Annotated in this window: 9 protein-coding genes; 3 read left to right on the top strand and 6 right to left on the bottom strand. The window is 40.3% G+C overall.

Annotated elements, in window-relative coordinates:
• Position 1 precedes the first annotated feature (1 nt).
• From rbbA to alaS, 4 genes are all read right to left on the bottom strand, one after another.
• Positions 2–2,773: a ribosome-associated ATPase/putative transporter RbbA gene (gene rbbA, locus MMG00_RS05080; protein WP_242152330.1), complete on the bottom strand. Its 2,772-nt coding sequence runs from the start codon at positions 2,771–2,773 to the stop codon at positions 2–4.
• Positions 2,774–2,863: 90 nt separating this feature from the next.
• Positions 2,864–3,955, bottom strand: coding sequence for an HlyD family secretion protein (locus MMG00_RS05075; RefSeq protein ID WP_242152327.1), 1,092 nt, complete (start codon positions 3,953–3,955; stop codon positions 2,864–2,866).
• A 705-nt stretch (positions 3,956–4,660) separates the two neighbouring features.
• A complete protein-coding gene (locus MMG00_RS05070) occupies positions 4,661–5,848 on the bottom strand; it encodes an amidohydrolase (protein WP_242152324.1) in 1,188 nt (395 codons plus the stop codon).
• A gap of 396 nt (positions 5,849–6,244) precedes the next feature.
• Positions 6,245–8,851 (bottom strand): alanine--tRNA ligase, encoded by a 2,607-nt coding sequence (gene alaS, locus MMG00_RS05065; protein WP_242152321.1) that lies wholly within the window; start codon positions 8,849–8,851, stop codon positions 6,245–6,247.
• 397 nt (positions 8,852–9,248) lie between these two features.
• Between alaS and MMG00_RS05060 the strand changes: the two genes are divergently transcribed.
• A complete protein-coding gene (locus MMG00_RS05060) occupies positions 9,249–9,884 on the top strand; it encodes a DUF5710 domain-containing protein (RefSeq protein ID WP_242152319.1) in 636 nt (211 codons plus the stop codon).
• A gap of 194 nt (positions 9,885–10,078) precedes the next feature.
• On the top strand, positions 10,079–10,720 hold the full coding sequence (locus MMG00_RS05055; protein ID WP_242152316.1) for a carbonic anhydrase family protein: 642 nt from the start codon (positions 10,079–10,081) through the stop codon (positions 10,718–10,720).
• Positions 10,721–10,851: 131 nt separating this feature from the next.
• Here MMG00_RS05055 and leuD read toward each other — a convergent pair whose 3' ends face one another.
• Both leuD and leuC read right to left on the bottom strand, forming a co-directional pair.
• Positions 10,852–11,508 (bottom strand): 3-isopropylmalate dehydratase small subunit, encoded by a 657-nt coding sequence (leuD, locus tag MMG00_RS05050; protein WP_242152313.1) that lies wholly within the window; start codon positions 11,506–11,508, stop codon positions 10,852–10,854.
• 15 nt (positions 11,509–11,523) lie between these two features.
• Positions 11,524–12,930 (bottom strand): 3-isopropylmalate dehydratase large subunit, encoded by a 1,407-nt coding sequence (gene leuC, locus MMG00_RS05045; protein WP_242152310.1) that lies wholly within the window; start codon positions 12,928–12,930, stop codon positions 11,524–11,526.
• A 451-nt stretch (positions 12,931–13,381) separates the two neighbouring features.
• Here leuC and proB point away from each other — a divergent pair, with 451 nt between their 5' ends.
• Positions 13,382–14,512, top strand: coding sequence for a glutamate 5-kinase (proB, locus tag MMG00_RS05040; RefSeq protein ID WP_242152307.1), 1,131 nt, complete (start codon positions 13,382–13,384; stop codon positions 14,510–14,512).
• Positions 14,513–14,550: the final 38 nt, after the last annotated feature.

The following is a 14,550-nucleotide window of genomic DNA, read 5'->3' as shown; positions in this document are numbered from 1 at the left end:
CTTAAGAATCCTGTTTTTTGAGTAAAAGAACACTGCAAAGAACAATGAGCGGGCCACCAATCATCAAGATAAATAGCTCCCCAGAGAGATCGCTGAAGTAGAGTGATTTACTAAAGATACCTCGGGAAACGGTTAGCATATGAGAAGCAGGGTAGATCTCCCCAATAAGACGAGAGATTCCATCCATTGAGCTTACAGGATTGAGCATTCCGGCAAATTGAATGGCAGGAATTAAGGTTCCAATAATAGTGAAGAACATTGCCCCAATTTGACTACTGGTAAAACTTGATGCGAGTAAACCAAATCCTGTGGAGAATATGGAGAAGAAAAATGCCGCAATGGTTAGCGTAATTAAGCCCCCTTTAACAGGGACACCAAAGATCAAAATTGCCATAAAGACCATTAAGAAGAAGTTTAAAAGGGCAATAATGATATAAGGAAGCTGTTTTCCTAGTAAAAACTCAAATTTTGTAACCGGCGTGACATAGAGATTAAGTATTGATCCAAGTTCTTTCTCTCTCACAACAGAGAGCGCTGCAAGCATTGCCGGAATTAAGAGAAGCATGATGGGAATAACGCCTGGAACAATCGCCATTAAGCTTTTAACATCAGGGTTATAACGATAACGTACCTCCACATTAAATTGTGGCGCAAACTCTAAACCGTATTGGTATTTTGCCTCTTTTTGGAGCCAGTCTAAGTGCATTCCTTGGACATAACCACGAATAGTTTCCGCTCTTTGCGGCATTGCACCATCAATCCAGACCGCAATATCAACAGGAGAGCCTTTTGCAACATTGCGAGCAAAGTTAGGCGGGATTTCAATAGCTAATGCAATTTCGGCATTACGCATTCGGTAATCGAGCTCTTCGTAATCATAGATCGGCTCTTGCTCTATAAAGTAGCGAGAGCCTGAAATGTTATTGACATAGCTAGTACTTAAGGTGGTTTGATCCCGATCTAAAATGGCATAGGGAAGATCCTCAACGTCCATAGTAATCCCATAGCCGATTGTCGCCATTAAGATGAGCGATCCTAAAAGGGCAAGTGTTGCTCTTACCGGATCTCGGCGTAATTCTAGAGTCTCTCGCCAGGTATAACTTAATAGGCGCTGTAAGCTAAAGCGTTTGGGCTTTTCAGTTTCTGGTGTGATTTCTAAAGGGGCGCTGTCATTAGTTGTTTCGCTCTCTTTTGAGGCAATGGTTTCTAATGATTCATCTTCAGGCATCTCATCGCCAGCGCCTGCATCTAAGAGATATTTTATAAATGCTTCTTCTAGCGTATCTGTTTGCTGCTTAATAACAAGATTTTGAGGGGTATCGCTATCAAGCACTTTCCCTGCATGCATCATCGACATCCGATCACATCGAAGAGCTTCATTCATAAAGTGGGTTGAGATAAAGATTGTGACCCCATCTTTACGGGAAAGTTCAATTAATAAGCGCCAAAAGCTATCTCTTGCAACAGGGTCAACGCCAGAGGTTGGCTCATCTAAAATTAAGAGCTCTGGCTTATGTACCATTGCTACAGCAAGTGATAAGCGCTGTTTCATTCCTAGAGGAATATCATCAGGGAGCTTATCTAATACGGTTTTAAGCTCAAAGCGATGGATCATCTCATCAATACGGGCATCGATCTTTTCTTTGGGAACATGAAAAAGTTTAGCGTGAAGTTCAAGATTTTGAAGTACCGTGAGCTCACTATAAAGTGAGAAGGCTTGTGACATATATCCCACACGTTTACGGATATTAATGTCATTAGAATCGATCTCTTTACCAAATAGCCAAGCAGTTCCTTCTGATGCCGGTAAAAGACCTGTCAGCATCTTCATTGTGGTTGATTTTCCGCAACCATTTGAACCTAAAAATCCAAAAATTTCTCCTTTTTGGATCTCAAAGCTCACATTATCAACGGCAGTGAAAGACCCAAAACGCATGGTTAAGCCTTCCGCTTTAATTGCGGTGGGAGTGTTTTTATCAATCTCAAGCGGGGGGACGACAATTGGCTCGTAACCTTCTTTTTTCTCTTCTGGAAGAAGGGAAATAAAGGCGGCTTCTAAGTTATCCGTTTGTGTGCGGCTTAAGAGCTCTTTAGTGGTGCCTGTTGCTAAAATCTTGCCATCATCCATCGCAATTAACCAATCAAATCTTTCCGCTTCATCCATATAAGCCGTTGCAACAATCACGCTCATTGAAGGACGCTCTAGGCGGATACGGTTGATCAGGTCCCAAAATTGGGCTCGCGCTAAAGGGTCAACGCCTGTTGTGGGCTCATCTAAAATTAAAAGATCAGGATCATGAATCAGCGCACAGCAAAGTCCGAGCTTTTGTTTCATGCCCCCTGAGAGTTTGCCGGCAGGGCGATCGAGGAAGTTATAAAGTCCAGTGCTTTTGGTTAAATCATCAATTCTCTGACGGCGCTCTTTTGCATCATGCCCAAAAAGCCTGCCAAAAAACTGTAAATTCTCCTCCACAGAGAGCGTTGGGTAGAGGTTTTTTCCAAGCCCTTGTGGCATGTAAGCAATACGGGGACAGATAACGTCTCGTACAGCCTTTTCACGCATATCACCACCAAGGACAATCACTTCACCCGTTTGGATGGCTCTTGCGCCTGAAATTAGCGATAGAAGGGTCGATTTACCGACGCCATCAGGACCGATCATCCCGGTAATGATTCCACTTGGGAAATCAATAGAGAGGTGATCTAGTGCAACGTTATCTTTGTAATTAAAGCTGACGTTTTGAATAGATACAACGGCTTCTTTCATAATCATCGATAGAGATTCCTTATGAATTAAATGAGAAACAAGGAGCGATAGTGAATTTCCCGCTCACATTTTGTAGGAGCGGGAGAGTAACATTATTTACTTCGCATTTGCTTCTTCAATTAGCGGGCCATTTAAGAATGCCGGCCATTTTTTATTAGGATCGACTTTAATGTAAGCCTCTCCTGTTACGCCTGTTTTAATATATTTTTGATAGCGATCTAAAAGTTCAGGATTGATCTGCGCTTTGACTCGATACATCAATTTTTGGCGCTCACTTTGGGTTTCAACCGTTTTTGGTGTAAATTGCGCTTCTGGTGAAACAAAGGTAATGCGTGCAGGGATTGGTGAATCAGGGGCAACATCTAAGACAATGCGTACCTCGGTACCATCATCTTTTCCCTCGATCAACATGCCGGTATATTCTGTTGGCACAAAGAATGTCATATAAACCTTTGAAAGATCTAAGAGATTTAATACTTTTCCACCAGCGCCTAAAACTTCTGAAGGTTCAGAGATACGGTATTGGATACGACCTGTAACAGGCGCAATAAGATTGGCATCTTTAATATCTGCTTTAACTCGATTAATCGTCGCTTCAGCGGCGATGACTTGCGATTCTGCCGCAACAAATTGTGCTTTTGCTGCATCAATAGCGGCTTGTGCTGCTAAAACTTTAGAGTTTGCGGTGGCAACATCTGCTTTTAAGACTCGGGTAAATGCTTCTTGGTCATCAAAATCTTGTTCTGTTGTTGCACCTCTTTTAACAAGTGCCTGTAGACGGTTTAACTTTCTTTCAGCCGCGTAGAGTTGGCTTTCAGTTGCTGAAACGGCGGCTTCTGCCGCGACTTTATCACTTTCACGAGCTTGTATCACCGCTTTAGCTGAGTCTGCTTGGTGCTGCGCTTGTTGATGATAGGCTTCTGCTTCTGCAAGTTGTGCTTCTAATGAATCAAGTTGCATGATTGCTAATAATTGTCCCTCTTCTACATAATCACCCTCATCTACTAAGATTTTATCAACTCTACCGGGGAGCTTTGTAGAGATATCAAGGGGAGTCACTTCGATGCGACCATTACTTTTGATAAATCCTTCCATTTGGTCACGGTTTAAAAAATAGTTTGCGATGATGATCAATCCTAGAATGATGATACCGCCGATAATATATTTTTTACGATTGCTTTTTTGCATTTGGAAACCTCAGGTTAGTACTCGATTTAATGACAAAACCGTCATTGCCGGAGCTAGTTGCGATAATGTGATATGTTTTCTATTAATTATTAGTTTATCTTAACGTTGTAAAAAAGACAGATGATAGCTAGAAATAATATTATGAATTAATGATCCTCTTATTTATCAATATATCTATAACAAAGAGTGGCTGAACATTCTTTGAAATTGGTATTTTTTTCAGTATCAATAAAACTTTTTAATTTAGAGTTGTTATTCTTTAGTTTAACTGTTTCAGGGCAATCTTGCGAATAGATCCTAATAAATTGAGTTTTTTTATGAAGGTTGGTCAAGAATATTAAAAATAAGGAGTGCAGGGGATTATTGTTAAGTAATTAGCAATAATGATTAATATAGCAAAATTCGTTTAAAAGTTACTGAACCATATTACCGGTGCACCTGAGATGAGGAGCGCAAGAATCGTTCTATCTATTCCCTCTAGCATTGCATAAATCTATCAAGGTGCGTATTAAATAGTACTTGCAAGATGTCGGATAGAACATATTTCTTATTGTTTAATAGCTGATGCGCTGGCATTTAAATAAGTCTATTTTGAACTGATTTCACTATAATGTTTCTTAAACTGAATCGATTATAGTAAAAAGGTTATAAAAAAAGCCCTGCAATAAGATTAGGGCTTTATAGAGATTTTATTTGAAAATGTATTTATGAAAAATACTTAGGGTAGTTCATCACAACGTTAATAAACATCTGCATTCCTAATAAAAAGCCATCTTCATCCATACTAAATTTAGGATGGTGATGAGGATAGATACAATCTTTATCTTTGTTACCAACCCCTACAAAGGCAAAAGTTGCCGGCACTATTTCTGCAAAAGCACTAAAATCTTCCCCCGCAAGGTAGGTGGGATTGGCAATCACATTCGCTTCCGGAATTTGGGTGGCGATCTCTCTGACAAAAGCTGTTTTTTCAAGATTGTTATCGGTCATGCCATAACCAAATTGGTAATCAATTTCGCAGGTAGTATCAAAGTTCTCACAAGTAGAAGTAATGATTTTAGTAATCGATTTTTTAAAGAGCTCCCGCATTTGAGGGGTTGTTGAGCGAACGCTACCACCAATTTCTGCATAGTTTGGAATCACATTTAAAGCATTTTTACGCCCGCCATTGATGTAAGTATTACTTAAAACACCTGCTTCTAAAGGCGCAATTTGACGTGCCACGATCGATTGCATTTGACTGACGATTTGTGCGGCAATGACTACGGGATCAATACAGTTTTGCGGCTCCGAAGAGTGACCTCCTTTACCAAATATTTTTGCTGTATAGACATCCGTATTAGAAGTAACTGCGCCATCTTTAAGGTCAATTGTTCCTGTTGGCAGTAGCGTCCAAAGGTGATGACCATACATAAAGTCTAATTCATGAAAAATTCCTGTTGCTACAAGTTCCTGTGCGCCGCCAGGAAGGAGTTCTTCTGCGTGTTGAAAGATCGCCCAGACTTCGCCTGTGAGCTCATCAAAATGATCGTTAAAGTAGTGGCAAGCCATCATTAAAATTGCTGTATGAGCATCGTGACCACAAGCGTGCATTTTGCCAGGATTTTTAGATTTAAAATCGATATCATCGCGTTCTTCTTCAATAGCTAGCGCATCAATATCACCGCGTAGCCCAATTTTAGGGCCTGGTTTACCTGTGATAAACTTTACTAAAACGGAGTTGCCAACAGGGTGGGAGATTGTGGCATGCTCAAGTTTTTCCATCTCTTTTGTAATATATTCACTTGTTTTAGTCTCTTCAAAAGAGAGCTCTGGATATTGATGGAGATAACGGCGATATTCAATTAATTGAGGCTCATAAGTGCGTAGGGCATCTTGATGGATAATGGACATGAAAAGGTTCCTTAGCTTTGATGAATCTGGTTATTTTTAGTCGTCAGTGCTGTTTTAGCTTATGCAGATAAAGGTCTTGATCTAGGATCTGCACTTCTACGCTTATTTTGTGCGCGCTTTGAGATTTTATAGTTGATTTGGTTTAAGAAACGGTATTTAAAAATAAAACAGTGCAGTGCGTGAATTAAACTAGCTTGCACGATGCCAAATAGAACCGCTCTTTTATTCTTCATAACCGAGGCTGGCAATTTGACCCTGTGATTTTTAAACCAATTTTACGATACAATCTTGTGACTTCTTAAAATAGTAGCGATAAAAAACGGCATTGTATAGTCAGCAATGCCGTTTTATTCGACTTTATTAGTTTAAGGGATCTCTATCTCGCTTTAAGCAGAATTAGATCTTCGTTTTAATCCAGTTTAAGGCACTGTCAATCGCTTTTTGGATATTGGAAGGCTCAGTACCACCGCCCGTTGCAGAATCCGGACGACCACCACCTTTACCGCCCACTTCCGTTGCCGCAATGTTAAGGAGTTCGCCGGCTTTTACGCTATCCGTTAAGGCTTTATCAACGCTAGTGACAAGCGCAACGCGACCATCAACTTCGGCAACAAGCATCGTGATACCTTTTGTTTCTGCTTGTAAGTTATCACAAAGCTCACGAAGAGAGCGATTATCAGCCCCATCAATTCGGCTAACGATAACTTTAATGCCATTAATATCGGCGGCTTTTGCAAGAATCTCGCTGCGACTTGCAAATACGAGTTTAGATTGAAGATTAGCAAGCTCTTTACGAAGTGCTTTGCTCTCATCAAGGGCACTATCGACTTTAGAAACAATGTGTGCGCTATCTGTTTTAAGCGTATTTGCCAGTTTGTTAAGCGTTGCTTGTTGCTCTAGCATAATCTCAACCGCTTGACCGCCAGTAACGGCTTCAATACGGCGAACACCTGCTGCGATTCCTGTTTCTTGCGTGATTTTAAAGAGCCCAATATCACCGGTTGCACCAACGTGAGTTCCGCCACAAAGCTCAATCGAATCGCCCATCACAACAACGCGAACGACATCGCCATATTTTTCACCAAAGAGCGCCATTGCACCTTTTGCTTTTGCTTCATCAATGGGCATTTCATTAATGTCGACAGGATGATTGTGGCGAATTGCTTCATTAACCATACGTTCAATATTTTGAATCTCTTCAAAACTTACAGGTTTATTGTGTGAGAAGTCAAAACGTAGGCGATCATCCGTAACTAATGAACCTTTCTGTTCAATATGTGAGCCTAAAAGCGCTTGAAGTGCATCGTGCATTAAGTGGGTTGCTGAGTGATTTTTCTTAATCAACTCACGGCGACTATTGTCAATTATTGCTGTGACTTTGGTATGAGGTTTGACTTCACCTGATTTGACAACGCCAATATGCAGGAAGATATCTTGTTGTTTTTTAGTATCTTTAACTAAGAATTCAAAACCATCGCCTTTGATAATCCCTGTATCCCCAATTTGACCCCCTGATTCTGCATAAAAAGGTGTTTCTGAGAGGATTAAAATCGCATCATTGCCTTCTGTAGCGCTTGATACAACTTCACCATTAACAAGAATTGAGGCAATAGTTGAGTCTGCTTCTACTAAATTATAACCATAGAAAGTCGTTTTATCGGCATGTTGCAGATCTAAGACTTTTTCAGCACCAAAGTTACTTGCCGCACGAGCACGCTCACGTTGCTCTTCCATGCATTTCTCAAAGCCTTCCATATCCAGCGTTAACGCTTGTTCGCGCGCAATATCATTGGTTAAGTCAACAGGGAAGCCGTAAGTATCATAGAGTTTAAAGATCGTCTCGCCTTGGATCTCTTTTGCGCCTTTTAGGGCGATAATATCTGCTTCAAGGAGTTTTAAGCCATGCTCAAGCGTTGTCGAGAAACGTTTCTCTTCATCTTTGATTGTCTCAATAATAAAAGCTTCTTTCTCTTTAAGCTGCGGGTACGCATCCCCCATTTCCGCAACAAGTGTTGGGACAATTTTGTAGAAGAAGAGCTCTTTTTGACCGAGCTTGTAACCATGACGAATCGCACGGCGAATAATACGGCGAAGCACATAGCCGCGACCTTCGTTGGAAGGAAGAATATTATCGGCAATTAAGAAAGAGACAGAGCGAATATGATCACTTAAGACTTTAAGGGAGTTATTCTCTAAATCCTCAACTCCTACTGCTTTTGCAGAAGCTTCAAGCAGTTTCACAAAAAGGTCGATCTCATAGTTACTATGCACTTTTTGTAAAATAGCCGAGATACGCTCAAGGCCCATACCGGTATCAATAGATGGATTAGGTAATGGGTGAAGGGTTCCTTCTTCATCACGGTTAAACTGCATGAAAACAAGGTTCCAGATCTCAATGAAACGATCACCATCTTCTTCAGCAGATCCAGGAGGACCTCCCCAAATATGATCGCCATGATCGTAGAAGATTTCAGAACAAGGACCACAAGGACCGGTATCGCCCATTTGCCAGAAGTTATCTGATGAGCCATCTTCCTTATCGCCAATACGGATAATTTTTTCTGCCGGAACGCCAATTTGCTCATTCCAGATCTTAAAGGCTTCGTCATCTGTGTGATAAATCGTGACAAGAAGCTTCTCTTTAGGAAGTCCGTAAACTTCTGTTAAAAGTTCCCAAGCATAAGCGATTGCTTTCTCTTTGAAGTAATCGCCAAAGCTAAAGTTGCCGAGCATTTCAAAGAAGGTATGGTGGCGCGCGGTGAATCCTACGTTTTCTAAGTCGTTATGTTTTCCGCCGGCTCGAACACATTTTTGTGAAGTTGTTGCAGTGACATAATCACGTTTCTCAAGGCCAAGGAAACAATCTTTAAATTGGTTCATTCCGGCGTTAGTAAAGAGAAGCGTAGGATCATTTGCAGGGAGCAGTGAGCTCGACGCAACTTCTTTGTGACCTTTACTCACAAAGAAGTCGATAAATTTACGGCGAATTTCGTTAGTCTTCATGGAATCTTTTACTTTATTGTTGTAGATATTAATTTAAGGCCAAGAAATATAGAGATGAGATCCTCATAAAGAAGCGTCATCAATATCGGTTTCAAAGGTCTTTTTAGATTTATTAAAAATTGGATGCTTTTGCAAAGAGCGGATGAATGCCGGCAAATTTCAAAGCAAGGAAATCAATCTTATCAATTTTAACCGTTTAGCGCATAAATTTGAAGTTTATGTCACAGTTAAAGCTATATCTATACACTTTTGGGCATTTTGCGTATATTAAAAATAGATAATAGGTAGATCTTGCCAATGGAAAAATGCCATTAAAAAATGGTAGATGAAGATAGTAACGTTTTTTGTATCAGTTGCTTTTAATTTGTAATAGATAGATTCTTTGGGGAGATAAAATATGAAACTCTATTTAAATGTCCCTTTTGCAGAGAAAGAGGAGGCAAAGAGGTTAGGTGCAAGATGGAATCCTGAATTAAAATTATGGTTTGTGGAAATAAAGGATACTGTTCCTTCGCCTTTATATCGCTGGTTAATTGAGGAAGCTGATTATAATTTATTAGCAGAAGATTATTCTATCGTTATGGCAAGCAAACCCTGTTGGAAATGTCATGAACAGACAATCGTGACGACTTTTATACTAGATCGCTATTATGAGCTCGTTCACTTCGACGTTGATGAGGGAGAAACCTTCTTTTATAACTGGCAAGACGTTCATAATCTCTCGTTTGTCTCTAATATTACGGCATTAGATCCATCTGTTTTAGCAAAGATGGGGGAAGCGAACTCCCATTATCGTAAAACCTACAGCAAAGCATTGGAAGGGAGTTATTTTGCTAATAATTGTACGCACTGCGGCATGTTGCAAGGGGATTTTAATCTTTACCAAGAACCTTCAAGTATCTTTTATGATTGCCGAGATAGCGAGAAGTTCGAGAAAATCATCACAATAGACAAACCTTTTAAAGCAAAAGGCAATACGGCGCTCACAGCAGGATCGCCCGAGGGGATTATGATTAAAATCGTGGGGAGTTAACAAGTTTGATCCTATTTTTCAAACAAAGATTTGATCAGGTTTTTGTTTAAAATTTATGCAAAAAATGCAGTAAAATTTTTCAATCGCTCTTTTTTTTAGAAAAATCAGAGTAGACTGTTTAACTGCCATCACAAAATATGCACGATTAGTCTATTTTGTGCGACAAAATAACAGTAATAAAAGACATTAAAATCATGAGATTACATAATTTAGAAGATCAAAGATGCTTAACGCCGGAACTTGCTTTATCATTTTTAAAAGAAGGAAATAAGCGTTTTGTTGCCAATCTTAAAGCTCATAGCAATCTATTAGAGCAAGTGAACGAAACGAAAGCCGGGCAATTTCCTTTTGCGATTATCTTAAGTTGTATTGATAGTCGTACCTCAGCGGAGTTAATCTTTGACCAAGGTTTAGGGGATATTTTTAGTGCAAGAATTGCCGGCAATGTCTTAAATGATGACATTATTGGCTCAATGGAGTTTGCTTGCAAACTAGCAGGATCAAAGCTCATTGTGGTATTAGGGCACTCTCATTGCGGTGCGATTACAGGCGCTTGTCATGGCACGGAACTTGGACATTTGACGGATCTTTTAGCGAAAGTAAAACCATCAATAGAGCACGTTAAAGCGCAGCATCAAAATTTAGATATCAAATCTAAAGAGGCGGTAGATATGGTAGCTTTTCATAATGTTGAGCACACCATTGGCCATATTTTAGATAAGAGCACTGTTTTAAAAGAGATGTATGAAAAGGGTGAAATCGGGATTGCCGGCGCTTTTTATAAAGTAGAGACCGGTGAAGTCGATTTTGTAAAAGAGATGTTCACTGAAAAATAGTCATTCTAAACATCTATAGATTTAAAAATGCCGGTAATCTTGATTAAGATGCCGGCATTTTGATAATTTCACTATTGTGTAATCGCTCAATAATGTTCAGTTTTATTTTGTTAGCACTATTTCTTTAAGGATTAATCCTTAAAAATCCAAGGTGCTTGTTTAGCACGTTTTGCTTCATAAGCACGAATATCTTCTTGATGTTCGAGCGTTAAGCTGATGTCATCTAAACCATTAATCATGCAATGTTTACGAAAAGCATCGATCTCAAAAGAGAAAGGACCTGCTTTTGTCTCGCCATGATGAAGCGCTGTGACTGTTTGTTCAGGAAGATCTACCTTGATCTCAAGATCCGAATGCTTTGCAGTAAGCTTAAAAAGCGCATCCACTTCCTCTTCTGTTAAACGGATCGGTAAGAAGCCATTTTTAAAACAGTTATTGAAGAAGATATCAGAATAACTTGAGCTAATGACAGAGCGAAAGCCGTAATCTGTGAGCGCCCAAACCGCATGTTCACGTGATGAGCCGCAGCCAAAGTTATCACGAGCGAGTAAAATCGTTGCGTCTTGATACTCAGGCTGGTTAAGTGAAAATTCTGTATTGAGTGGGCGCTTGGAGTTATCCATTCCCGGCGCACCGCGATCCATATAACGCCATTCATCAAAAAGGTTAGGGCCAAAGCCCGTTTTATAGATACTTGTTAAGAATTGCTTAGGAATAATGGCATCTGTATCAATATTTGCACGATCAAGTGGAACCACGATTCCGGTGTGTGTTACAAAAGGTTGCATAATTTACTCCTAAACTTAATTCAATTCACGAATGTCAACGAAATGGCCAGCGATAGCCGCTGCCGCTGCCATTGCAGGGCTTACTAAGTGCGTGCGACCTGCAGCGCCTTGACGACCTTCAAAGTTACGATTTGAAGTAGAAGCGCAATGCTCATAAGGCTCAAGACGATCAGGGTTCATCGCTAAACACATTGAGCAGCCAGGCTCTCGCCATTCAAAGCCAGCTTCGATAAAGATCTTATCTAATCCCTCTTTCTCCGCTTGTGCTTTAACAAGGCCAGACCCTGGAACGATCATCGCAAGTTTGACGTTATCTGCTTTCTTTTTGCCAGCAACCATTTTGGCTGCATCACGAATATCTTCGATACGAGAGTTGGTGCATGAGCCAATAAAGACTTTATCAATTTTAATATCTTTAGGGGATTGATTTGCTTTTAAGCCCATATATTTAAGGGCTTTTTCAATACTCTCTTTTTGCACGCTATTTTTAGCTTTTTCAGGGTCAGGAATAAGTTCGTTAATACCAATCACCATCTCAGGGCTTGTTCCCCAGCTAACTTGTGGTTCGATTTTAGTTGCATCAATGGTAATCACTTTATCAAACTGAGCGCCTTCATCTGTATGAAGCGTATTCCAGTAAGCAACTGCTTGATCCCAATCTTCAGCTTTTGGGGCAAAAGGGCGGCCTTTGACATAGTCGATAGTGGTTTGGTCAACGCCAACAAGCCCAACTCGAGCGCCGGCTTCAATTGCCATATTACACATAGTCATTCGACCTTCCATAGAGAGTTTTTTAACGGCATCGCCGCTAAACTCAATGGCATAGCCGGTGCCACCAGCAGTACCGATTTGACCGATAATTGCGAGAATAAGATCTTTTGCTGTCACATTAGGGCTCAATTCACCTACGACATCAATCTTCATCGTTTTTGATTTTTTTTGCACAAGGCAACTTGTTGCCATGACATGCTCAACTTCACTTGTACCAATCCCAAAAGCAATCGCTCCAAAAGCGCCATGAGTTGCCGTATGAGAGTCACCGCAAACAATCGTCATTCCCGGCAATGTTGCGCCTTGCTCAGGTCCTGCAACGTGAACAATACCACGGCGAGCATCGCCAATTGGGAAATAAGCAAGATTATGCGCTGTTGCATTTTTATGAAGCGTATCAACTTGTAGACGGGCGATGGGATCTGTGATGTTACCGATATCGCTAGTTGTAGGGGTATTGTGATCTGCCATTGCCACAATCGAGTTCTTACGCCAAAGCTTTCGACCTGCTTTCTCAAGGCCCTCGAAGGCTTGTGCGCTTGTGACTTCGTGAATAATGTGTCTGTCGATATAAATTAGCGCCGTACCATCTTCCTCTGTACGTACGACATGATCATCCCAAATCTTTTCATAAAGTGTTTTTACTGTCATTTTATTTCCACTATCTTCTTATATTATTGATGAGATGTCTAAAAAGTAGACATCTCGAATAAAAATCATTTTACAGAGGTTAAGGAGTAGGGCGTTCAGCACCTTTTTCTTATTATTGAACTTACTCGCAGCATCCATGGATTGTTAAATCTTCATATCAGGCAATAGAATGATTGGCTGAGAAAATTTAAATATAAAAGCGCTCTATGTTGAAGATAATGCTTGAAAACCGCTCTTTTGAAGTGGTTTTTTACTTAGAGATCTTTGGGTAAAAGATCTTTGTGAGGTGCTCATCATTATGCAAATGCGAATAATTTTTCATCATTTTACTCACTCTGATACAACATCTGTATACATTCTGATTATATTAACAGATAAAATCGTCAAGGTGCTAGAATAGCACCATCATTTAGATAAAACAGTTGATAACTTAATAGAGTGTTAATGATTTATGACAAAAGCTGCAGATAAAGGGACTGAGAAGAGTACCTGGGTTGTTAAAATTGGTAGTGCGATGATCACAAATGATGGTCAAGGAGTTGATGAGGCGAGAGTTTATCATTGGTGTGAACAAATTAGCGCATTACAAAAGCTCGATATTGATGTGGTAGTCGTTTCATCGGGCGCTGTTGCCGAAGGGATGAAGCTCTTAAAATGGAATGAAAGACCGCAGTTTTTAAATGAACTTCAAGCGGCAGCCTCTGTTGGGCAGACCGCGCTTGTTAACGCTTGGACGAAAGGGTTTGCGCCTTTTAATGTCAATGTGGGGCAAATTCTTTTAACCCATGAAGATGCTTCAGACCGTCAGCGTTACTTAAATATCAAAAATACGATCAATACGTTATTAACGTATAACGCAGTTCCTGTGATTAATGAAAATGATACGATCTCATTTTCCGAGATTAAATTTGGAGATAACGATACATTAGGCGCATTAGTTGCAAGCCTTATTGAAGCGGATGTTTATGTAATCTTAACGGATCAAGAGGGAGTTTATGAAGCTGATCCTCGTAAAAACCCCGATGCAAAAATGATTCATGAAGCAGATGCACATGATGAGAGATTACTAGGAATGGTCACAAGTGAAGGTGGGCGCTTTGGGACGGGAGGAATGTATACCAAAATTATGGCATCACATATTGCCGCAACCTCTGGTACGACCACTTATATCGTTAAAGGCGATCGTGAAAATGCGCTTTTAGATATTGCTAAAGGCACACAAGTTGGCACAAAATTAAATGCCGATGGCTCAAAAATTACGGCGAAAAAGCGCTGGATTCTAGGGCAAAAGCAGATTAAAGGAAAGATTACCGTTGATGATGGCGCCGTTAAAGCGCTCTTAAAAGATGGGAAGAGTTTGCTGCCTATCGGTGTCATTGCTGTGGAGGGGGCTTTTGATCGCGGTGATATTATTGTTTGCCTTGATCAATCAGGAAGAGAAATTGGGCGAGGGCTGACTAATTATCACGCACTTGAGGTTGAGAGTATTTTGCGCACACCATCGCAACAAATTGCCGATAAACTGGGCTATATTATTGCTGATGAGTTAATTCATCGCAATAACTGGGTTGAAACTCAATAAATTTACCCCATATTGACAATTAGCAATTAAAATTGATT

It is taken from the genome of Ignatzschineria rhizosphaerae, assembly GCF_022655595.1.
Taxonomy (GTDB): domain Bacteria; phylum Pseudomonadota; class Gammaproteobacteria; order Cardiobacteriales; family Wohlfahrtiimonadaceae; genus Ignatzschineria; species Ignatzschineria rhizosphaerae.
This window is presented reverse-complemented; position numbering and strand designations above follow the sequence as displayed.